The sequence below is a fragment of the Paenibacillus sp. B46(2026) genome (assembly GCF_056786355.1).
In genome coordinates this window covers 1,143,463-1,165,073 of sequence record NZ_CM165907.1, presented here as the reverse complement: position 1 = coordinate 1,165,073, position 21,611 = coordinate 1,143,463, and the positions used below count along the sequence as shown (strand labels likewise).

Annotated in this window: 19 protein-coding genes; 1 reads left to right on the top strand and 18 read right to left on the bottom strand. The window is 47.5% G+C overall.

Annotated elements, in window-relative coordinates:
* Positions 1-9: 9 nt before the first annotated feature.
* The 3 genes from AC1S8V_RS05310 to AC1S8V_RS05300 are packed head-to-tail and all read right to left on the bottom strand — an operon-like array spanning position 10 to position 2,858.
* Entirely contained in the window at positions 10-843 is an 834-nt protein-coding gene (locus AC1S8V_RS05310) for a carbohydrate ABC transporter permease (RefSeq protein ID WP_482072737.1), read from the bottom strand.
* Between the two features lie 12 nt (positions 844-855).
* Positions 856-1,746: a carbohydrate ABC transporter permease gene (locus AC1S8V_RS05305; RefSeq protein WP_482072736.1), complete on the bottom strand. Its 891-nt coding sequence runs from the start codon at positions 1,744-1,746 to the stop codon at positions 856-858.
* 11 nt (positions 1,747-1,757) lie between these two features.
* On the bottom strand, positions 1,758-2,858 hold the full coding sequence (locus tag AC1S8V_RS05300) for a Gfo/Idh/MocA family protein (RefSeq protein WP_482072735.1): 1,101 nt from the start codon (positions 2,856-2,858) through the stop codon (positions 1,758-1,760).
* A gap of 642 nt (positions 2,859-3,500) precedes the next feature.
* Here AC1S8V_RS05300 and AC1S8V_RS05295 point away from each other — a divergent pair.
* On the top strand, positions 3,501-5,492 hold the full coding sequence (locus AC1S8V_RS05295) for a DUF4832 domain-containing protein (protein WP_482072734.1): 1,992 nt from the start codon (positions 3,501-3,503) through the stop codon (positions 5,490-5,492).
* 131 nt (positions 5,493-5,623) lie between these two features.
* Here the strand turns inward: AC1S8V_RS05295 and AC1S8V_RS05290 are convergent, their stop codons facing one another.
* The 15 genes from AC1S8V_RS05290 to AC1S8V_RS05220 form a co-directional block, all read right to left on the bottom strand.
* Positions 5,624-7,462 (bottom strand): ABC transporter ATP-binding protein, encoded by a 1,839-nt coding sequence (locus AC1S8V_RS05290; protein WP_482072733.1) that lies wholly within the window; start codon positions 7,460-7,462, stop codon positions 5,624-5,626.
* The gene (locus tag AC1S8V_RS05285) at positions 7,443-9,251 is read right to left on the bottom strand and encodes an ABC transporter ATP-binding protein (protein WP_482072732.1); all 1,809 of its coding nucleotides are present in this window, start codon (positions 9,249-9,251) and stop codon (positions 7,443-7,445) included. The genes AC1S8V_RS05290 and AC1S8V_RS05285 overlap by 20 nt, the downstream gene beginning before the upstream one ends.
* A 244-nt stretch (positions 9,252-9,495) precedes the next feature.
* Complete coding sequence (locus tag AC1S8V_RS05280) at positions 9,496-9,684, bottom strand: hypothetical protein (protein WP_482072731.1); 189 nt, start codon at positions 9,682-9,684, stop codon at positions 9,496-9,498.
* Between the two features lie 78 nt (positions 9,685-9,762).
* Entirely contained in the window at positions 9,763-10,329 is a 567-nt protein-coding gene (locus tag AC1S8V_RS05275) for a hypothetical protein (RefSeq protein WP_482072730.1), read from the bottom strand.
* A gap of 141 nt (positions 10,330-10,470) precedes the next feature.
* Positions 10,471-11,574, bottom strand: a complete 1,104-nt coding sequence (locus tag AC1S8V_RS05270; RefSeq protein ID WP_482072729.1) for a toxic anion resistance protein — start codon at positions 11,572-11,574, stop codon at positions 10,471-10,473.
* A gap of 11 nt (positions 11,575-11,585) precedes the next feature.
* Entirely contained in the window at positions 11,586-12,338 is a 753-nt protein-coding gene (locus AC1S8V_RS05265; RefSeq protein WP_482072728.1) for a hypothetical protein, read from the bottom strand.
* 266 nt (positions 12,339-12,604) lie between these two features.
* Positions 12,605-13,654 carry an ATP-grasp domain-containing protein gene (locus tag AC1S8V_RS05260; protein WP_482072727.1) on the bottom strand — a complete coding sequence of 350 codons (1,050 nt, stop codon included), beginning with the start codon at positions 13,652-13,654 and terminating at the stop codon, positions 12,605-12,607.
* On the bottom strand, positions 13,655-14,503 hold the full coding sequence (locus AC1S8V_RS05255; RefSeq protein WP_482074396.1) for an HAD family hydrolase: 849 nt from the start codon (positions 14,501-14,503) through the stop codon (positions 13,655-13,657).
* Positions 14,503-15,654, bottom strand: a complete 1,152-nt coding sequence (locus tag AC1S8V_RS05250; protein WP_482072726.1) for a cysteine protease StiP family protein — start codon at positions 15,652-15,654, stop codon at positions 14,503-14,505. Before AC1S8V_RS05250 ends, AC1S8V_RS05255 begins: the two co-directional genes overlap by 1 nt.
* A complete protein-coding gene (locus tag AC1S8V_RS05245; RefSeq protein WP_482074395.1) occupies positions 15,651-16,946 on the bottom strand; it encodes a phosphoribosyltransferase family protein in 1,296 nt (431 codons plus the stop codon). The genes AC1S8V_RS05250 and AC1S8V_RS05245 overlap by 4 nt, the downstream gene beginning before the upstream one ends.
* A 67-nt stretch (positions 16,947-17,013) precedes the next feature.
* Positions 17,014-18,216, bottom strand: a complete 1,203-nt coding sequence (locus AC1S8V_RS05240) for an HpcH/HpaI aldolase/citrate lyase family protein (protein ID WP_482072725.1) — start codon at positions 18,214-18,216, stop codon at positions 17,014-17,016.
* Between the two features lie 137 nt (positions 18,217-18,353).
* Positions 18,354-19,616 carry a TerD family protein gene (locus AC1S8V_RS05235; RefSeq protein ID WP_482072724.1) on the bottom strand — a complete coding sequence of 421 codons (1,263 nt, stop codon included), beginning with the start codon at positions 19,614-19,616 and terminating at the stop codon, positions 18,354-18,356.
* Positions 19,617-19,646: 30 nt separating this feature from the next.
* Positions 19,647-20,228 (bottom strand): TerD family protein, encoded by a 582-nt coding sequence (locus tag AC1S8V_RS05230; protein ID WP_482072723.1) that lies wholly within the window; start codon positions 20,226-20,228, stop codon positions 19,647-19,649.
* Between the two features lie 93 nt (positions 20,229-20,321).
* Positions 20,322-20,897 (bottom strand): TerD family protein, encoded by a 576-nt coding sequence (locus tag AC1S8V_RS05225; protein WP_091015801.1) that lies wholly within the window; start codon positions 20,895-20,897, stop codon positions 20,322-20,324.
* 90 nt (positions 20,898-20,987) lie between these two features.
* Positions 20,988-21,581, bottom strand: coding sequence for a TerD family protein (locus AC1S8V_RS05220; RefSeq protein ID WP_482072722.1), 594 nt, complete (start codon positions 21,579-21,581; stop codon positions 20,988-20,990).
* Positions 21,582-21,611: the final 30 nt, after the last annotated feature.

The following is a 21,611-nucleotide window of genomic DNA, read 5'->3' as shown; positions in this document are numbered from 1 at the left end:
GCAGCCACTCTACCCTTTGGTGCCCGTGAGCACCACCCCCTCAACGATATAACGTTGTGCAAACAGATACAGCAGACCAATCGGAACAATGCTGATGAATGCTCCCGCAGCAAGTGCCGGCAGATCCTGACTCGTCTGACCAATCAGCAGCTGCAAGCCAACACTCAGGGTGAACAATTCTGCATTTTTGATATACAGGAACGGCCCCAGAAAATCGAGCCAGGAATTCACAAAGGCAAAAATGATGGTTGTCATAATAATGGGTTTCGACAGCGGCATAATCACGCGTGCATATACCGTCCAGCGATTGCCGCCGTCGAGATATGTAGCTTCATCCAGCTCCTGGGGAATGGTCATGAAGAACTGGCGGAACAGGAAGATATAATAAGCTCCTCCCAGCCAGGCTGGCACAATGAGCGGCAGCCAGGTGTCAATCCAGTTTAACTTGGAAAAAAGGACGTACGAGGGAATCATCATAATGGACGGGGGAATCATCAATGTAACGAGTACAACCGGGAACAGGATATTGCGGTATCTGGTTGCAAATCGGGAGAAACCATAAGCGACAAGTGAACTGGACACCACAGCTCCCGCTGCAACAAAAAAAGAAATGATAAATGAGTTCTGAATCCATTGCCACATCATCGGCTGGACAGCGAACAACCGTTCAAAGGCTTCCAGACTGAATGCATCTGGCAGGATGGTTGGAGGTACCTTATAGGTTTCCGCTTTGGTTTTCAACATGGTCGAGAGCATCCATACAAGAGGCCCTGCGAATAGCATCAATGCTGCGATCAGCAATGTATATTGGGACGCTTTTACCGCTATTTTTCGGCTGTTCATGTAACTCTCCTCCTATCGTTCTCCCTCGTAATACACAAAGCGGTTCGATACTTTCATCAGGATCAGGGTGACAAGCGAGATCACGGCGAACAGGAAAATGGACTGCGTCATCGCCATGCTGAATTTCAGATCGGTAAAGGCCGACTTATAAATATTGTAGACAAATGTATAGGCGGAGTAGTTCGGTCCACCCTTGGATAGCAAGAGTGCTTCCGTAAACATCTGAAAGTTATACATCGTCTGAATAATGATGACAAACAGAATGGAAGGACTGATCATGGGCAGTGTAATCCGGAAAAATCGGCGAATCCCGCTGGCACCATCGATGGCTGCCGCTTCATACAAATGCCTGGGTACATTTTTCAATGCAGCCAAGAAGATCAGTACCCCGCTGCCGGAGATCCAGACTTGAAGCATGATGATGACCGGCTTAATCGTATGCTCCCCGCCAATCCAGTCCACTTTTCCTATACCCAGCGCGCCAAGTCCGGCGTTCAGGATGCCAAACTCGGAGTTGAATACCAGCCGCCAGATAATGACCGTTGCCACAATGGGCACCAGGGTTGGTAAATAGAAGAAGGTGCGGAACAAGGCAATACCTTTGACATTAAAATTAAGCAGCATCGCCAGACCCAGCATGCCTGCCGTTACGATCGGAACACCAAATACTACAAAATACATGGTGTTCAGCAAACTTTTCAAGAAGATGGGATCGTCCATCATGTGTGTAAAATTATCAAAACCGACAAAGTTGAAGTTGGTTGCTCCAGGAAGTCTGGCATCCGTGAAGGCGTAGAATATCGAGGTTCCAAACGGAAACAGAAAAAAGGTGATAAATCCAATGATCCAAGGCAAAATGAAGAGAAAGAACAGCAGTGTGTCATATTTTCTCAACCTGTTCATGATGACACCCCTCAGCCTGAAATTTCTTCTAAATAGACATACCGTTCTTCCAAAATGGATTTCTCTGCCGCAAGGGCAATAAGCAACGCGTTACGACCAACCTGTGCACTCGCAAAAGGCTGTTTGCCTTCCTGTACACATTTTAGAAAATCAATGCGCTGCGTCTGTCCCCCGGTATGCCCCCCCATAATGGAATCCGACGCCACATCAATCTCCAGGTGGTCCTTCGTCCAGTCCTGCCCACCAACGATATCAATCGTCTTGTCATTGCGGGCCACCATCTGACCGCCGTTTTCTCCGATCAGCCCGATCTCAAGCCCTTCTCCCAGCAGATTGCGCGGTTTCAAATACATGCACAAGCCCAGATTGGCCTTGCTGCCGTTATCATAATCAATGGTAATAAATGCATGGTCGACGATGGAGGTATTCGAAATTTCTTTCGTCGGATAGTGACTGTATGAATTCTGAATCTGATTAGGCTCTCCCTGCTTCATGACATGCTGGCCTCCAGAGGCAAACACACGGACAGGCTTCGCCTGGATCATCCAGTTGAAAATGTCGAAGTGATGACAATCCTTTTCTACAATTGCTCCCCCGGATTTGGTTTTGTCATAGAACCAATCCGCAGGCGGGAACGGATCGCGGAATTCCTTGCACCACATCAATTTCACGTCGCCAAGACGTCCGTTCTCCAATTCTCTCTCCATCCGGCGATACAGATTCGAATACCGATAGACCAATCCGATCTGCAATATCCGTCCCGCGGCTTCCGCAGCTTCTATAATGGCATCGCAGTCCTCAATGGTATGGGCAACCGGTTTCTCCAGAAATACATGCTTGCCAGCTTCCAGAAAAGCAACCGCTACTTCACGATGCAAATAGTTCGGGACACTGATGACCACTGCGTCCAAATCTTCCTTGGCAAGCAGTTCACGATAATTACTAACAATGGTGGGTTTACTGTTCTTGAGTTCAGCCAGCGTACGCACCACATTGGCCTCATTCATATCACAGATATAACGAACCTCACTATCTTCGAGCAAATCAAAACCAATGCAATGATGTGAACCCATGTCTCCTACACCGATAAAAGCCATTTTTATCTTTCCCATGCCTACACTCTCCGTTGCTCGTAAATTTGCGGCAAATGCCATAAAGCTAGTTTGATGTCAAGAAATCTAACAAGACTGTGACTATGTAACGATAGTAAAGTAGTTTTTATGGGTTGTCAATTGTTTTTGGCTAATTTATAAATTATTTTGCGGCAACATATTTGCGATGTGCTTTATATAATACTAAACAGTATAACTGTTTATTTATCATAAATTAAGCGTTTACATTTTTGTTTAATTGTCATATACTTTAAATTAAATTTGTTTAATTTGCGGCAAATACTATATTATAATTGTAATTAATCATGTTCATTCTCCATGAATACACTCTTATTTTCAATAGAAAACTCAATAAATTCTGGAAAAATATCTATTGAATCTCCTGTTTCCATCCCCTATAATGCAATTTAGACGCGGAATCCAAGAACTAAAGACACATTTCATGTTTGCCGCAAACAAATTTCCCATATTTTTAGTTCATTATCCCACACTTACTACCATGACTCTTACATAAAACGTTAACATTCCGACATTTCACGCGGAACAGAAAGGAGTTGAACTCTCCTAACTCTCCCCTCGTATAGAAATTCGGGGCGGGCAGAACGAGTTATCATTCAAAATCCATTACTCAGGAGGTATACCATGACAAGATTATTTGATCGAAGCAAGCGGAGCCTTGGACTGTTTTTGGCTTTTGTCCTCATGATTACCCTGCTATTGCCTGCAGGAGCCTTACCCAAAGCCTCTGCTGCAACCATTACCATTGATGGCAATGTCAGCGACTGGAACAGCGTTAGTGCTCTCACGACCAATAGCGGCACTGCCCAGACACTCAAAGCAACTAATGATGGAACCAACCTCTATCTGCTTATTCAAGGCTCCGAACTAAGTACAACGATGGGAAACTTCTGGATCAATACCGATAACAATACTTCAACCGGTTACCAGGCCGCGGGCTGGGGGACTACAGGTGTGGAGTGGCTCCTTGAAAATACGGGGTTATACCGCTATGGCGGCAGTGGGACCGACTGGAGCTGGAATTTCAACAGCACGATGACCAGCTCCCAATTCTACCGTAGCTCCTCCGTCATCGAGGTTGCTATTCCGCTATCTACACTGCAAATCAGTGCAGGTAGCACGGTACGGGTAGGGTATATCGATAACGGCTCGGATATGACGAGACTGCCCGCGGCAGGACAAACGCTGCCCGCTTACCTTCTTACCTCATCTGGATCGGATGATGGTACGGGGAACAATACTGTGGTGAATCCCGTAGAACTGGATAGTCCACTCAACAATCCATTCAAAGGCTGGGCGCCTTCAGCCAAAAGCACGACATATGCACAACCGCACAGGCTCGTATATGCCGGAGTGACCTGGAAGGAGCTTGAGTCTACCAAAGGCACGTATGATTTTAGTGCAATTGAAGCCACCAATAATTTTTCCTACTGGAAGAGCAAAGGCGTCAAAGTGGTGTTTCGCTTCATTCTGGACAGCCCGACAGGACAGGCTCATCGAGATATTCCAGACTGGCTCTACAATGACATGATTGCCCGTGGAGAATCTCCCGGAACGGTTTACAACGACACAACCGGCGGCATGGGTACAGGCAACAACATGGGCTTCTCTCCTAACTACAGCTCTACCTATTTGCAAGAACGGCATAAATTAGCGATCGATGCCATTGCCGCAAGGTACAATACCAATGATCGTCCCATCGCTTTTGTCCAGATCGGTTCCCTCGGACACTGGGGCGAGTTCCATACTTGGCCTTATGTGGGACCCAATGGTGAAACCAATTACACAGGCGCTTTCCCTACCAATGATATCTCGAACAAGTATGTTCAGCATTATATTGATGCCTTTGCTGGTAAAGAGGATAAGATGCAGGTTCTAATCCGGCGTAGTATCGCCCTCGCCAAAACCAATAACAAAGGCATGGTCATGGGCATGTTCAACGATGTGTTTGGGCACAAAGACAGCTTTGATGCAGATTGGGGCTGGTACACAGGCACCCAGAATGGCTATTGGGATGACATCGGTCAGCAGCAGCCAGCACATGCGAACTTCTGGGAGACCCGAATCTCCGGTGGTGAGTTTTATGGCGGTGCCTCGGGGATGCTGGCATCCTTAACAAGCGGCAGCGGATTCACGGAAACCCTGCGTCAGACCGAACTGAGCAAACCGAGTTGGCTCGGTCCGAACTCTCCGGCCTCACTTCCGCTGAATCATGCTTTGCAGGCGAATATTGATGCACTCAAGAAACGAATGGGATATCATTTTGTAGTGAAGGAAATCTCGCACCCGTCCACCATTAGCGGAAGCACGTTTACCACAACGATTAAGGTGGAGAATAAAGGCGTACAGCACTTCCCATTTGCCTGGCCGGTTGAAATTCAACTGCGTAGCGGCAATACGGTGGTCGCGAAGAAAACAACAACCGTCAATCTGACCACGTGGAAAACGGGTACCTACACCCTGACCAACTCCATTCCGGTCTCCGGTCTTGCTGCCGGAACCTATGATATCGCAATTGCGATCATTGATCCGGAAACGAATCAACCTGGCGTGGACTTTGCCAATACGAATAAGCTGACTGACGGATCGTTCAAGCTGAGCAGTATAACCAAGTAACCTCAGGTTATCTCGTCTGGTGAAAAGGCAAAGAGCAGGAATGAGGGCATTAAACCCTTATTCCTGCTCTTTTTAGGTGAATCATCATTTCCAACGCACCGAACAACGATTATTCCGATTTTATCCAAAAGCTACTGTGCCTTCTTACGCAGTTGACTGTAATACAGCTCGCTGTAGAAACCGCTTTGTTGCAGCAGGGCATCATGCGAGCCTTGCTCCAGCAGATGCCCATCCTTCAGCACCAGAATTCGGTCGGCCTGACGGATCGTGTTCAGCCTGTGGGCAATGACAAAGCTGGTACGGCCTTGCATCAGACGTTGCAACCCTTCCTGGATTTTAATCTCCGTAACAGTATCAATACTGCTCGTCGCTTCGTCCAGTACGAGTATGGATGGATCGGCCAGAATTGCCCGGGCAATGGCGAGTAATTGCTTCTGCCCCTGACTAATGCCGCTCCCGTCGGCCTGGAGCACTTTGTCGTACCCGTCCTTCATCCGCACGATGAAGGAATGGGCATTCGCCAGCCGGGAGGCTGCTTCCACCTCTTCATCCGTCGCATCGAGACGGCCAAATCGAATATTTTCTCGAATCGTGCCCTGAAACAAAAATGAATCCTGTAGTACAAATGCCATATGGGACCGCAGATTCTCACGCCGAATGGTGGTCATATCGCGTCCATCTACCGTTATTGTGCCACCAGTCGGATCATAGAAACGGGATAACAACTGGATCAATGTCGTTTTCCCTGCTCCAGTCGGACCCACAAGGGCAATCATCTCTCCCGGTTTGGCTGCAAAACTGATGTCATGCAAAATGTTACGTCCTTCATCGTATCCAAAGGATACCTTGTCGAAACGAACAGCTCCCTCCACCTTGTCCAGGGATATGGCTGCCCCTTCATCCTTCGCTTCCTCATCTTCGTCCAGCACCTCGAATACACGCTCAGCCCCCGCAATCGCGGACAATAACGTATTCCACTGGTTCGCCAGATCATTCAGCGGACGGGTGAATTGACGGGCATATTCCACAAAGATAATAATCACCCCAACCGTAACCGAACCCTGAATCGCCAGAATACCACCGATGCCCGCAACAATCGCGAAGCTCAGGTTGTTCAATCCATTCATCAGTTTCGGAATAAACCCCGAGATTGTCTGTGCCCAGAAACCGGAAATCCGGATGCGGGTATTCCGTTCCTCAAAACCTCGGATCACTCGCTCCTCTTGGGAAAATGCCTTGATGATCCGCTGCCCGGATAACGTCTCTTCGATATACCCGTTGAGCTCACCCAGATTGCGCTGTCGCTCCTTGAAGAGCGGCCCTGTTCTGCGCGTAATCCAGCGCATGCCCATTGCCATAAGCGGTACAACGATAAATGTAAGCAAAGTCAGCAGCGGGCTAAGCCAGAGCATCACGCCAAACGTCCCGAGCAGTGTTAACACACTCGAAAAAATCTGGATGGCCGAGCTGTTCAACGTACCGCTGACATTCTCGATATCATTGGTCACTCGACTCATAATCTCCCCCTGCTGGCGTTTACCGAAGAATGGAATCGGTAATTTGTGCAGATGGGAGAACAGATCATACCGCATGCGGAACACGGTTTCCTGTGCAATTTCGATCATCCATATGTTTTGTAACCAGGATGTAAGAGAGAACAAGACATACACTGCGGTTAATCCAATCAGAAACCGAGTCCAGCTTGCCCCGGCTTCACCCGCGATGAAATCATCCACGGCCACCCCTACCATGTAGGGGCCAAGCAAAGCGAGTGCGGAGCTGGCAAACACCATCAACAGTACCATAGACAGCTTGACTTTACGCCGTGCCAGATAGGTCCATATCCGGCCTAACGTACCGGACCAGTTCTTCGCCCTTGCCTTGGGTTTGCGACCACCGCCTGATCGTAACGTCTCCGGGTCAATCGGCGGTGGCGGCTGACGGAAAGGCTCAATGAATGCTTTGAACATGCTGTGCACCCTCCCCGTATTGTGATTCATGAATTCGACGATACAGCTCTGACGATTCCATCAGGTCTTCATGTTTTCCCTGTCCAATGAGTTGTCCATCATCAAGCAGCAGAATCAGGTCCGCCGAAGTGGTCGAACTGATCTTCTGGGTGATGATAAACGTGGTACACGACAATTCTTCCAGCGCATCCAGCAGTCTGCCTTCTGTAGCCACATCCAGCGCACTTGTGCTATCGTCCAGAATCAGAATTCTTGGTCTACGTACCAGTGCTCGTGCAATGGAAAGTCGCTGTTTCTGTCCACCGGAGAGATTCACTCCCCGTTGACCCAGCAATGTATCATAACCGTTTGGTAAATTCTCAATCGTTTCATGGATCTGCGCGCGCTTTGCGGCTTCCACGATCTCATCCAAGGTAGCATCTTCCTGACCCCAGGCAATATTCTCCCGTATGGAACCGGTAAACAGGACAACCTCCTGAGGCACATAACCAATCGCACCACGCAGCATGGACAGATCCAGCTCTGATGCATCAGCACCATCGATTCGTACCTTACCTTGATCCTCTGTGTATAACCGAGGAATAAGCTGCACCAGTGAGGATTTACCTGAGCCCGTTGCTCCCATAATCGCAATGCGCTCCCCAGCGTTTGCCGTAAAAGTGATATTATCCAGTACTGTAATTTCACTATACGGATAACTGAAGCCTACACTGCGGAATTCAACCGCTCCCTGCACAGCGCGCTGTTTCTTCGCTGAGTATGAAGATTGCGGAAAATGCGAAGATTTCACAGATCCAGCAGATGGTGCAGAAGCTGATAAAGACTTCGTCTGTTCAGTCTCCGACGTGTCCTCCGTATTGAACACTTCATTCAGACGTTGCGCCGAAGCGCTTGCTCTGGAGAAGGTTACCAGAATCCATGATAACGCAGACATGGCACCAATCGTGCGAAGAAGATAGTTAATGACGGCGACCACTTCACCCACGGTCGCGTTACCGGAGGCGATGTCTACTCGTCCAAACCATAACACGGCGATGATACAAACGTTCATCATCAGCAGCATGAACGGCATCGTAGTCTCCGTCAGGCGTAGCGCGGAGATCGTGCCTTTCATCAGCTTGCCGCTGAATCCGGCAAAGCGCTCAATCTCATGGCCCATCCGCACGAAGACACGGATTAGCCGGATGCCTGTCAGATTCTCCTGGATGACTCCGTTGACGGCATCCAGTCTGCGCTGCACATTGCGGAACAGCAGCGCTGCCTTTTTGATCATCCAAACTACAACGACGAGCAGTACAGGCACCATGACAACCAGCAGCAGACCCAATCTCGGATTCACAATTACTGCCATAATCATACTGCCAATCACCACCAGTGGTACACGCGTCATGAAGCGCAGACTCATGAAGACGGTGTCCTGAACCTGGGTCACATCTCCCGTTAATCGGGTGATCAGGGACGACGTCGCGAAACGGTTGAAGACGGCATAAGAGAACGTTTGCACTTTCTCATACAGCTTCTCCCGCAGATCGTATCCGAACCCCAGGCTTGCATGTGATGCAAAGAACGAACTGGCGATTCCCGCAGCAAAAGCCACAACAGCACTGCCCACGAGCACACCTCCCCACAACCAGACGACAGACAGGTCGCCCTGCTGTATCCCGTTATCGATGATCTTGGAGATCAGATACGGCTGAGCCAGCTCCACCACGAGCTCAATCAACATCATGACCAAGGCTGCAATCGCGGCAACTCGGTACTTCTTCAAGTAGAACAACAGCTTGATCATAAGCATTCCTCCGGCTCGGAGCACCCTAAACCGATAACACGTTCCAGCTCAGAGCCTCCATTAGACATGTTGTTTTCTCCACTGCATCCAATATGTAATCATTTCTATGTACACATATGGTTATTATAGCGTATTTTACAATCCCGCTTCTATTCTTATTACCCTACTTTTCCCAATACAATAAACTTCTCATCATTTTGGCAGTAAAAAAGGAAGGTCTCCCTTCCCCACACTAGTTAGATCCTTACAGCTGATGTAATCTCTCAGTCAAATATTCCCGCCGTTCAGCCACATAGGTACGAATTCGCTCCGGTTCCCCCGCAAATACATCCATGGGCCATTTCATGTAAGGGTCTTTGTCGACATCTTCAAGAATGTCATTGTGCAACCGATTCACCAAGGGCATAATCCGCTTCTCTGTAAAAGCATTCATGACACCTGCAAAATCAGGATGATCTGCCTAACTTCGTAGAAATATAGTTATTTGTTTACATACTAAGCGAGACTTCTTCTACCATCTTCTACGTCCACGCTCACCCCGATAGTCATCATATAACTCGCCCAGGCGATCATATGTCTCTTTATATATCCGTATAACGGCCTGAACTCTGATAAAATCGGCATCTTCAGGTCCAAGTCCCTCCATAAACATTCTCTGAATGATCTGTTGAAAGAATTGCACTCTGGCCTCAATCTGTTCTTGCTCAAGCTGTAATATGTCTTCAAAACTGTGGTTCCCTATGTAATCCATCAACTCATCATCATGACTGGAATAATCTGCGTTTCTTCGATCTGCAACCCATTCATCCGGCTCATTGGACTGGAGGTTAACACTGGTGCGCAATTGGGATAAGATGATTTTCTCTTTGGCCAACATGACATGAAAATCTTTGTTACGGAGCAGCTCAGATACAATCAGACTGCACATTTCACGATTTTGGATCAGTATGCCGTCAAATGGATGCAGTGTCCACTCCCCGTTTGCATAATACAGGTTAAAGTTAAAGAACTCACTGCCATATTTGTATTGAATATTAATCTTGGTCTCATCAATAATCTCGAATGAAAAGTCCAGCATGTTCAGCAAGCTCCTTCGTATAACCCCAAATTTTAACTTCACTCTATCAAATGAAACAAAGAGACGCACTCGGCGTCCCCTCATAGAAAGATATACATCTAACAATCTCCTGCCATATGCAGCGAGTCTCACCTTGTTACTCTAATCCAGGAAAGATCCTAATGCGCTGGAATCCGGTTTGTTTTTCTCCGGAATGGCAGCAGCCTTCGGCCCTTCCAGACCCAGTCGATCACTCATTTTGGCGTTAAGTGTTGTCATCTTGTTGGTGTAGTCATTACAGCTCTCGATGATCCGGCGATTGGACTGCTCGGACAGATCCAGAGCAGACATCAGATCACCCATCGCTTGATTAACCGCTTCAAGGGACATGGCCGGTTTGGACAACAGTTCATTCGTTTTCTCTGTTGTTGTCTTCAACAATCTGGCGTTCTCCTTGAATTGATCTTCAATCGTCTTATTCGTAGCTTCTACAGCAGAAATGACTTTCTCCTGATCATTGAGTGCCATTGCAATCATGGCCGAAACGGTGATCAGATTCGCTGTTTTATCAATGGCATTATTAACTGAATCAATCAGCTTGTCATTGTTATCATTAATGATGTCGGTGGCTGCGATCGCCTGATTGTATAGCATGATCATCTCTGTCATGGATTGGGTACGTGTAACCACTTTGCGCAATCCACGCTCCAGATGTGCTTTACGATTGTCGTTCTCAGGCTTTGCGATCTCTGTTTCAAACAACTCTTTCAATTGATTACCAAAGGAAATTTTGGTCTGCAAATTGTAGATTTCCTGAATGGAAGAACGTTTCAACTGACGCATATTCACGATGCTTTCTTCCAGGTTGTCCTTGCCGTCCCGCAATCCGTTAATGATCGCATCAATGTTCGTGCGAACGGATTGATAACGGTACACGTAGTTTTTCAGCGGGCTCTTACGTAACAACTTCCCGACAAAACTCACATTTTTACTCTGCTGCAGGCTCTCACATTCATCACGGAGCTTCAGGATCATGTTCGATACCTCAGCCCGATTCCCCGACATCAGTTCATTGACTGGACGATCGAGCAGCTTGAGGGTCTGTCCTGCTCTCTCTTGTGTTTTCACACCCAACTTGCCGATATCATCCATTAAGGTATCCAGGTGAGCCGGATCACTTTGGGACACTTTCTGAATAAGCTGTGTTGCTTCCTGGTTAATCCGTTGCTCATCTTCCTGCTTCAACTGAGCCCATTCCGTTGCCATGCCAATCCCTCCTATAATTCAGAGCTGTTATACCGTTGATGTATTAGTTCCGCTTTGTTCTGGAGCTCCATTAAGTCTTTATGTTCAATCGTTGATACAATATCGGATATCTTGGAATCCACGTCTCGAAGGCCATTCAGAAGCATACGCCGATTATTGCGTTTGGCTTCTCCACTTAAACGTAGAAATGGATTGATAAAACCGTTCAGGTCTTTCAAAATCAGTCTGCGCACCGTATGATTGATATCCCCGTTGTTCAGCTCCTGAAGAGAAGGAATCACACGCTGCAGACGGGCAAACAGCGCCAGTGATTTCTCCACGATCTCATTATCCAGCTCGTTCTTCTGACCTTCGGAGATGATCATATCCTCCAGAACTTCCAGGTATTCAATCACCGGATCAAATACAGGATCTGGTTCAGTCCGGGAAGGCTTCGCTTGTTCTGAGCCCGCATGTTGTGCGGGAGTGGAACTTGAATGGGGCTGTACCGGAGAAGCATCTCTTGCCTCTGTTGGCACTGCGCTCGGCGCTTGTCCACCGTTCAAGCGGGATGATTCATTGCCGATATCTGTAATGGGTACAGGAGCTGATGACGAACCCTCGATCTGTGTACGTGGTGTGGAACGTGAAGGAATCAGTCCCCCGACCACAGTTGCTAGCGCCGGAATTGCCCACGTGATCACATCCGGTAGAAAGGGACTCGTGATTGCCGCGAGACCATAACCGACCAATGCGCCTATACCTATCTTCGTTTTCCGTAACATTACTTGTCCTCCTGCCTTAACAACACATACAGTGCATATTCAAAAAGTCTGGTTTTCAGTACCGAGAAGATGGAATGAAGATAGAAATGGAGTAGCGGAGCGTAGGAAAACTACGTGAGCAACGGACATTTCGGCTGAATTTCATATTCGATGCTGATGATGCCGTAAGGCATTATTCGTAATCAAAAGTAGACTTTTTGAATAACCTCTTATCCGTATTGTAAAAAAACCATCCAGAAGGTGTCAATGTTGAGGGAAATTCTCAGCTAGACGTGATGTACTCCGCTTACCTTCTGAACGTCGATTATAAATGGTTGTTCGATATGACTACCCAGAATGCCAAACTTCGGATGAAGTGGTCCAATATCATGGCCAAGTGCAGACTTGACCGCCAGATACGGGAAGTTCACGCCCGACAAACAAGACATGTGCAACCCACCCGACATACGCGGATTGATCTCAAGCAGCTTCGGTGTATCCTTGCGATATTTCATCTGAATATTAAAATTATAAGGAATCCGATATACCTCTGCCACATTGCGGGCAATCGCCAGCAGTTCCTCGTTTTCTTCGAGCAAGCGCAAACGTCCTCTTTCTTTTCTACGCGGAATAGCCGTTAATAGTTTCCCATTGCGGTCCGAAAGACAATCAATGCTGTATTCATATCCTTCCAGTACCTCCATCACCATGACGTTGGGAAAGGACGGAGCAGAAGAGAACGCGCGCAGGGCATCTTCATATGAAATCGAGTTCAGCGCATATCCGAACAACTCCTGCAACGGATCACCTTCATTGTTGATCACCCGGAATCCCATGCCGCCCTCACCATTGCATGGTTTGAAACATACATCATGTCCATGTGCACGCAGCGCCTCATAGGCTTGCTGAAATTGGGCAGCATTACTGACCGTGAAATAATCCGGAATCTCCATAATGCCTTTCTCACGCACGGATTCATAGAACCGGTCTTTCTCCATCAATTGTTCCAGCAATTCCGTATCCGAGCATACGATAACCCGTGTACCAATCTCTTCGAACAGGGAGATATGTCTGCTGATGTCCAGCATGTTCCAGCGTGGAATAAACACATCAATCTGATGACGACGGCAAAAGTCGAGGCAAAAATCAACATATTCCCGGCCCGTTACACGCGGTTCAACTTCTGCAACATCACAGCCCTGTAATGCCATATGTCCCGGATCAGGATGAGTACCGTAGATCTCAAATTCCATGCCGTCCTCATTGTCCCGAATTGCATTCATATAATGATACGTTACAGAGAACCAACGGTTGAAGTAAATCTTCATTTTTTTCATTTATACGGTCTCCCTTATCTCGGCATGGTCTATCTGGGTCTGTTGATCGTTATGAATACGGTGAACGTAATCGAGAATCTCATCTGCTGCAAAAGCACCGAATTGTTCCGTAAATTGATATGGCACTTGCTCAGGTGCACGTTGTCTCTCCACATGCAGCTCTCCGTGAGATGGAGCAATGGCATGGTGCGCAAAGTCCAGCAAACAGCGATCCAGCAAGGAATCGCCCGATGCAATTACAGGTACATCACCGATACGTTGCCTAATATGCTCAACTGCAGCTCGTTTGTTCACGGCCGAAGGCACCAGATAGAGCTTCCGACCCTGAATCGAACTCTCCCATCCAAGCGTCTCTAACACCCGAATCTTGTCCGCAATGCGCTCCATAGGAAGCTTGTCACGTTCGATCAGCAATGCAAAGAACAGCTCATCACACAATCGCTGATTAATCACCCATTCCGGGCTCAGTACATCGTCAAATAAATCCAGGATCTCTTCAGGAGTAGCTGCCTGCTGACGAAGCAAAGAACGAATATGCAAGTTCCATTCATCGTCTACCTGACCGTCAACAATGATGTTGCCACCATTACTCGTCACCGCATATTTCGGAATACATTCGGTCTGAAAAATATGAATGCGCCGGTACTGATCCACGGTACGTGTCGTCACAGGCATAAATACAATGTCTTGTGGCAAAGACTGCAACCGCTCCAGTGCATATGCTGACATAAAAGCGGACAACTTGCCGTTAATCCACTCTGCGGGAACAAGTCCCGGTGTATCTTCGGGAATACGGAGCGCACGACGGGAGTACACCAGCGTCTGGTCCAGATCACTTGCGTAGATCATCATTCTCCTCCACCTCCCATGGATTGAATAATGCCGCAACAGGAATAGGTTAATCCCGGATATACCTCAACCGGAACCTCTCTGTCCCTGGCGAGCATCATGATATGTTGTAAATCCGGATTATCCAGTCGATCCACAAGAATTTTCCAGGGGACCCGACGCAATAACACTCGGGTTGTTTCTCCGATTCCAGGTTTAATCAAATTGATGTTCGCAATACCAAAGGATTGCTGGATGGACTCAATATCCTGCCAACCTTTCCAGGTAATTTCCGAAGTACCAGTAGCATTGTCCTCGATTTGAATCTCCGTCAGGTCCATCATTTGCGGAAAATACTGAGCAATAGTATCCACGTATTGGGTCGACACATCCGCAGAGGACCATTCACGATACCATTTGGCCCCGTGAAAATCTGCCGGCCCAATCAGATCATCGCGAAGTACTGTACGGCTCACCAGTCCCGATACCGTGGAGTTCAGACAAGCACTAGGAATAAGATAATCTTCCCTTGTCCCAAAAGTTCCTGAACATTGCCCCGGATCAGCCAACACAGCAAGATCATCGTCAAGACTTACGCCATAAGTCCGTTCCATTTGGTCACAGGACTCTTTCAGCACTTTGCGAATAGCCCCTTTTCCTGTCCAACCATCTACAAACTGAATGGCTGTTTCCAGCCCGTGCTGCTGTAAAATATATAAAATTGCGTTCTCGTCCATACCCATGCCACGAATAATTGAAATGCTATAATGCGGAATCGTCACCTTGTATTTCAATTCAATATAACGCTTGATCAGGATGCCCACAGGCGTTCCGGCTCGAGCCAGAGATACCAGAACCAGATCCAGTCCCCTGCGCTCTACAATCTTCTCAGCCACGATCGCGGTATGACGTGCGATTCTCGCGGCGGATTGCTCCAGCGTCTGATGGAACAGTTCGATGTATTCTGCTGTAGGTTGATATTCCACGGGCAGCATCTCCGAATAATGAATCCCGGATTGGATCGCCTGCTCTCGTTCACCCGTTCCCTTTTCCAGATCCACATGGCTGATATCCTTCAGTAGGAAAACAACGTCGGATGCAGCATAACTGCCCATCGGCTCGGGAGACGGAATCTCACGTTGTCTGATTAGCTCCAGTGTAGTTAAGTTCATTGCTCGTTGTCCCCTGTCTTCTCTGGCAAGCCGCAATATACAATATGAACGTGTCCGCACCCCAACTGCCCCAGTACTTTCAACATCGGTTCCATTCGTTCTTCGGACATCTGTCTCTCCAGCAGAACAAAAATCTCGTCATATTGTCCCGGAGCGATGTTATAGATAAAGTTACGAACGGATGCGTCTTCCGGTGAGGCATATCCTGCACCACTACGAACAGCATATTCTTGAGCCGGATGTGTATGGATTGGACTGCGAGTAGTGGATTGATACAACACGCCTTCTCCCATCTCGGCAGCAATACGCATCGGAATGTACATGAACTCCCCTGTTCCCATCACCAAAGTCCGTTCTCCCACACGCTGCGACCGAAGTCGTTCTGCAATCCGGCTAATCTCCTGACGCAATACGCCATTATGCCGGGATTGCATACCATACCTGCCCGTATGCTGGACGTAGCTCGCTGTGCTACGTTTACCTTCACCATCCTCCGAAGTGGCATGAAGCTGATCGAAGGCATCGGCAACACTAGAGGTCTGAATGGTTACAGGGTGTAGGGACGGTTGATCAGCTTGCTGTGTTGGTTCCAACTGTGGAGTACCCACCACTTCAATGCGGCCCTTCAACAGGCTTAACGGTGTAATGGTAATTCCCAGTTCAGCTTCCAGTTCGGCAAACCGAAGTTCGTCCGCTTCCATACGCCAGTCCAACAGTGAAGCAATCACATATTGCTTCCGAGGATATCTAGCCTGAATATCCCGAATGATATTCAACGTGGTTTTGCCCGTCGTAATCTCGTCGTCCACCAGAACAATCGGGCCCTCTCCTGCAAAGGCTTCATGATCCAGCGCATAACAACGATGAGCCATCGCGTGGGAATGTTCTTCTTCAAATTGAATATCCGGATGCATCGCTGGAACATATTCGCGAGTGGTATGAATGTAGGAAGCTTGATCAGCAAACATCTCGTACATGCTGTGGCCCAACGCTGTAGCTGTCTCGGCAAAACCAACAAAACGAATCGTTTCCGGCAAACTCAAGCTTTCTTGCAACAGCATGTTGTACACTTGCCGGGCTTGCTGGGGATCAATCAGTCCCTCGACCATTTCCCGTTTCCACTCGGTGATCTGAACTTTCGTCTCTTCCGTCTCCTCAGTCAGGTGCTCATATAACAGAACAGCCAATGCCGCGCCGCTCAGAAGCGAAGTATACGGGTTAACTGGGATATGTTTGCCCAGCAATCTGCTTACAAACAGAAATGAACGTTTCTTATTGATTCGTGCAGCCATGGAAAATAGAGATTCTAGTGGAAGTTGCAGCGGGTTATGTGTAACCTGAGCGTTCAGGCTGAATTGATCAAGAATTGGGAACGTAGTTGTGTTGTTGCTCATGCTTGGGCAAGAGCCCGACAAAATGCTGCTGTTCATGTAACACCCCATATATTTGTGATCGGATTAGAATTCGATTCGCCCAGCTCAAGTGTGGTTTAATCTCATTCATTTTGTTATAGTAATTACTTTTAAACACACCCAGGCTACCGTTATTACGGGCGATGATGTCTTGGGCATCGGAATATTCCTCATGTGTAACAACGTACATCGCTTGTACGGGCTTGATATGAGAAGGATGAATGATCGTTTTGCCTACAATTCCATTTTCCTTGTCCATCATGACTTCACGCATCAATCCATCCATTGTATTCGTAATATATTTCATTCTCAGATGCAGCCCTGATTTGCCCAGGGTTTCTTCGAATGGGGTCTGTCGTAATTGAGGTTTGAACACGCGCTCCCGCTGACTGAAATATTCCCAGACAGGACCTGAGATCACATACGGCTTGTCCATCCGTCCAAACAGATTGATAATATCCGAGATGCAGTCACGGATCGTGGCGATATCGTATATGGTCAATTCCGGGCTGCGGCGTAGTCCAAACAGGCTGGAGAAATCGGTCGCACCAATGCGTACATTGAGTACATATTCAACATTTTCATCGAGGATGTTTCGAAGGCCCAGTAAGGTCTCCCAACGTGTCTCCCGATATATAATTGAAGCCGTTTCCAATATAGGCATTCCATAGAGAACGGGATAATGATCCGGTTTCCGTTGATTATACTTGCGGATCTGGTCAAAATAGGCTCTTCCATTGCCCACACAAAACTTGGGCAAAGCCACGCCTGTCAGCATGGATACCAGTTCTCCCAACGTATCCATCAGACGTTCCAACTGTTGTGGTGAACGTACACGAGCAAAGAGAAGAGGTATTCGATCCTGACTCAACATGCCTGTTTCCATATAAGTCATCAGTTGAGTTAGATGCTGTACCAGACACTGCTCGGCAAACTCCACTTGGTCGTCACCCACAGCGTCCTCCAGATCAATAATAATGGTCGTCAGACCTTCATGTTTACCATTCATAATGTCGTCCGCGATATGTGTTCGCGTCGCGGGCATATATAAAGCAGCCCCAACAGCATATGCCAGTAGATCTTTGGAAGTCCGGTGATTGAACGAGACGGGTGAAGAGAAAAATAACGTATCTTCTTCTTCCAGACTCAAAAAGTTGAAATATTTCAGGATTGTCTCCTCCTCGCACCTTTGGCAATAGCCAATCTGCAATAGTTGATTCCAGCTGTCGGGGCATAAAAACCAATCCCTCCTTAATCTGGAGGGATTGAATGAATAAATACGAATGATTATTTCCTTCCCGCAACCCACTGCATTCCCCAATCATGGGCCTCGTCCAATGCCTGATGTCCATTATAGAACTGCACAATTCGTTCAATACTGAATGTCTCATTGTTCACATTGCGTAACATCGCGATGCCACACATGCCAAGGGGGCTCCCGTATTCATTCATTCGGACAATGATATCTGGGCCGTCCTTCTGGTGGATAGTTACCACACCGTCTACTTGAGACCAGTTGGCCACACCACCATAAATATAGGTGAATACCAAGATGCGCTCAATTTCCGAGATACGGGCACCATTAATCCGTAGATTCTCTCCCGTCTTAACCGATCCCGTCCGGTCATCCCCATCTAGAGCAATATAAGGGAAACGGTTCAATGAACCAAACGTTTGTCCCAAAGCCTGAATCACGTCCCGTGTACCATCCTTCATCTCGAACAGGCATCCCAAGTCCAGATCAATACTCTTGTTACGACCAAATAACCCTTTGCCGCCCTGTTGATTCCAGTTCAGGTTAATCAGGATTTCACCAAGTCCCCCCGCATTTTTCTTGAGGTTAATGGTGTCCCCCTTCTTCTTCAATTCAATTTTGCTGAAATTGATCGAATTCACAGGAGCAGGCGTCGGCTCGGGCGCGGGTACCGGGGGGGGCGGCGGTGGAGTCGGTACAGCTGTCGGAGGAACGGTTGAAGTCGTTGGTGCAGGGTCTGATCCACCATCCACATCCACACCAAAGTTGGCACATAGTGCATTCAAACCACCTGCAAAACCCGACCCTATTGCATTAAACTTCCATTCTCCGTTATGACGATACAATTCACCGATGACAATCGCGGTCTCCACTGTAAAACCGCTGCCCAGATCATATCTCATCACTTCCTGACCTGTAGCTGCATTGGCAAACCGTAGAAAACCATGCTGCACCTGTCCAAAATGATGTCGTCGTGCTTCACCGTCATGAATCGTCAGGCTGAAGGCGATTTTCTCAATTCGGGCAGGGATTTTGCCAAGATCAATGGCAAACTGTTTCTTCTCGCCACCAACCTGCCCACCATCCATATACGTGATGAACGAGGTAGAAGGCTGGTTATAGAAGATAAAATCCTCATCTCCAGCCACTTTATTGTCTGAAGCCAGAAGGAATGCCGATGTGTCCAGCTCCACACCCGAAGCTGCCTCCCAACCAATGCCTACCGTTAGACGGGACAAGCCCGGATTGGTTTTGGTCAGATCACTCTTCTGGCCTTTCACGACAGAAATCGCCATAGCAGAATCACCTTTCTATGCCAAGTTATGTTATTGTGCATCCAGTCCGTAATTTTTGCATAAAGCAGATAGTCCACCGGTGAAGCCGCTGCCTACCGCCTGGAATTTCCAGTCCGCACCTGCACGGTAAAACTCACAGAACACCACAGCGGTTTCTGTAGAGTAGTCTTCTCCGAGGTCGAAACGAAGCACTTCCCGATCACTTGCAGCATCTACAACACGAACAAAAGCATTGGAGACTTGTCCAAAATTCTGTCCTCGTCCATCTCCATCATAGATCGTTACCGTAATTCCGATCCGGTGAATGTGCGTAGGGATTTTGCTGAAATCAACGACAACTTGCTCATCATCGCCGTCACCCTCCCCCGTACGATTGTCACCGGTATGTGTCACTGAACCCGCACCGCCGCTTGGATTGTTGTAAAAAACAAAGTCATCCGTACCTTTGGCTTTTCCATCTTCGTACAACAAAAAAGCCGAAGCGTCCAGGTCAAAATCGACTCCACCACTATATTTGTTCGTGTCCCAACCTAAACCAACCACCACACGGGTAAGGCCCGGATTCGTCTTAGTCAGGTCAATACGTTGTCCTTTGGCAAGACTGATCGTCATTTGTTTTTCCACCTTTCCAAGATATCTGATTAAATGAAAAGGAGAACCGTCCAGGAGACGGTTCTTCCCATCCTGTAAGTCATTCTGTACGTCCTATTGCAAACCGTAGTCGCGTGTCAATCCAACCAGTCCATCCTGGTAACCACTACCGATGGCACTGAACTTCCACTCGCCGTTATGACGATACAATTCACCAACAACTACACCCGTTTCAATGGAGAAATCTTCTCCCAGGTCAAAACGAATCAGTTCTTCGTTGTTTGCTTCGTTAACAATTCGCACATAAGCACGGGAAACTTGTCCGAAGTTCTGGCTACGTTCTGTAGCTTCGTAGATCGTAATAGAGAATGCAATTTTCTCTACATTTGCGGGTACGTTAGGCAGGTCGATGTTGATCTGCTCATCATCACCATCGCCATCTCCTGTACGGTTGTCACCGGTGTGAACAACAGAACCATTTTCATTTTGTGGATTGTTGAAGAAGATGAAGTTTTTCTCGCCTTCTACTTTACCGTTTGCATTGGCACAGAATACCGATACATCCAGGTCAAAGTCTTTCCCGCCATCATATTTGTTGGTATCCCAGCCCAAACCTACTGTAATTTTAGTCAGACCTGGGTTCGTTTTAGTCAGATCGATCTTTTGACCTTTGGAGAGATTAATTGCCATCGTTGATCATCCTCGCTTATTTATAATTTATTGTAGTTATCGTTACATATGAATATTAGGATTATTGTCGAATTAGATTAAATCTTGTACTTAGGAGTACCTGCGAGCGAGTTCGTTAATATGTACCGCATGGGAACCCTCTCCAATTGCCGAGAATTTCCATTCGCCTCCATGACGATACAATTCTCCACAGATCAACGCTGTTGAACCTGTGTAGTTATCGGATAGATTGAACTTCACGAGCTCACTGGAATTTTTACCATCCAGAATACGAATATAAGCCTTCTCAATCATGCCAAAATCTTGCTTGCGATTGACGCAATCGTAGATATTAACAACGATTAATACTTTATGAACATCAGCAGGAATACGGGACAGATCCATTTTGATCTGTTCGTCGTCACCGTCTCCCTGTCCTGTTAGATTGTCACCTGAGTGGATAACCGAACGACATGCACTTTGCTTGTTGTGGAAGCAAACCAGGTTGGAGTCCTTAACCAACTTGCCTTCTTCATTCAACATGATCGCCGATGTATCACAATCGATATCCGCTTGTTTTTTTCTTCCAAAGAAACCTTTGGCAGTTACCGGGTCCCAACCGAGACCAGCAATCACCTCAGTAAGTCCTGCATTGCCTTTGGTTAAATCAATTTTCTGTCCTTTGACCAAATTAATGCTTGCCACTGATTTTCACCTCCCTTCATATGTAAAATA

What these genes read in the sequence shown, in the direction of transcription:
- AC1S8V_RS05310 (WP_482072737.1), bottom strand. Translation starts at nt 843, where the DNA reads ATGAACAGCCGAAAAATAGCGGTAAAAGCGTCCCAATATACATTGCTG.
- AC1S8V_RS05305 (WP_482072736.1), bottom strand. Translation starts at nt 1,746, where the DNA reads ATGAACAGGTTGAGAAAATATGACACACTGCTGTTCTTTCTCTTCATT.
- AC1S8V_RS05300 (WP_482072735.1), bottom strand. Translation starts at nt 2,858, where the DNA reads ATGGGAAAGATAAAAATGGCTTTTATCGGTGTAGGAGACATGGGTTCA.
- AC1S8V_RS05295 (WP_482072734.1), top strand. Translation starts at nt 3,501, where the DNA reads ATGACAAGATTATTTGATCGAAGCAAGCGGAGCCTTGGACTGTTTTTG.
- AC1S8V_RS05290 (WP_482072733.1), bottom strand. Translation starts at nt 7,462, where the DNA reads ATGTTCAAAGCATTCATTGAGCCTTTCCGTCAGCCGCCACCGCCGATT.
- AC1S8V_RS05285 (WP_482072732.1), bottom strand. Translation starts at nt 9,251, where the DNA reads ATGATCAAGCTGTTGTTCTACTTGAAGAAGTACCGAGTTGCCGCGATT.
- AC1S8V_RS05280 (WP_482072731.1), bottom strand. Translation starts at nt 9,684, where the DNA reads ATGAATGCTTTTACAGAGAAGCGGATTATGCCCTTGGTGAATCGGTTG.
- AC1S8V_RS05275 (WP_482072730.1), bottom strand. Translation starts at nt 10,329, where the DNA reads ATGCTGGACTTTTCATTCGAGATTATTGATGAGACCAAGATTAATATT.
- AC1S8V_RS05270 (WP_482072729.1), bottom strand. Translation starts at nt 11,574, where the DNA reads ATGGCAACGGAATGGGCTCAGTTGAAGCAGGAAGATGAGCAACGGATT.
- AC1S8V_RS05265 (WP_482072728.1), bottom strand. Translation starts at nt 12,338, where the DNA reads ATGTTACGGAAAACGAAGATAGGTATAGGCGCATTGGTCGGTTATGGT.
- AC1S8V_RS05260 (WP_482072727.1), bottom strand. Translation starts at nt 13,654, where the DNA reads ATGAAAAAAATGAAGATTTACTTCAACCGTTGGTTCTCTGTAACGTAT.
- AC1S8V_RS05255 (WP_482074396.1), bottom strand. Translation starts at nt 14,503, where the DNA reads ATGATCTACGCAAGTGATCTGGACCAGACGCTGGTGTACTCCCGTCGT.
- AC1S8V_RS05250 (WP_482072726.1), bottom strand. Translation starts at nt 15,654, where the DNA reads ATGAACTTAACTACACTGGAGCTAATCAGACAACGTGAGATTCCGTCT.
- AC1S8V_RS05245 (WP_482074395.1), bottom strand. Translation starts at nt 16,946, where the DNA reads ATGGCTGCACGAATCAATAAGAAACGTTCATTTCTGTTTGTAAGCAGA.
- AC1S8V_RS05235 (WP_482072724.1), bottom strand. Translation starts at nt 19,616, where the DNA reads ATGGCGATTTCTGTCGTGAAAGGCCAGAAGAGTGATCTGACCAAAACC.
- AC1S8V_RS05230 (WP_482072723.1), bottom strand. Translation starts at nt 20,228, where the DNA reads ATGACGATCAGTCTTGCCAAAGGACAACGTATTGACCTGACTAAGACG.
- AC1S8V_RS05225 (WP_091015801.1), bottom strand. Translation starts at nt 20,897, where the DNA reads ATGGCAATTAATCTCTCCAAAGGTCAAAAGATCGATCTGACTAAAACG.